Raw genomic sequence first — 284 nt, 5'->3', positions numbered from 1 at the left:
TGGTTGATTGTTTCAGAAATCTTATAACATTCAGAACATCACCAAGAACATATGAGTATATTGCTAAAAAGGTAGGCAATGTTCATATTATGTTTAGTCAAAAAAGCAGTCAAGACATTGATATGGCAGGCACAGTAAAAGCAAAATTATCAACAGCCATGCTTGATCCTACAAACCCTTATAACGATAGATTACTTGGTTTTGGCAGAAACATGCTTAAAGAGTCTACATCAATATTTAATGCCAATATTCTTAAAGGTCAAATGATTGGAAAGCATGCAGAA

General features: G+C 33.1%; 1 protein-coding gene. It reads left to right on the top strand.

Features of this window, described 5'->3' with window-relative positions:
* Positions 1-89: 89 nt before the first annotated feature.
* A partial coding sequence (locus tag ACO0KY_RS19690; protein WP_423048934.1) for a hypothetical protein occupies positions 90-284 on the top strand: 195 nt, incomplete at its 3' end.

Origin of the sequence: Undibacterium sp. Dicai25W (genome assembly GCF_049340505.1) — a bacterium.
GTDB lineage: Bacteria > Pseudomonadota > Gammaproteobacteria > Burkholderiales > Burkholderiaceae_D > Undibacterium > Undibacterium jejuense.
Note: the sequence above shows the minus strand (reverse complement) of the source record. Positions and strands in the feature narration are given on the sequence as shown.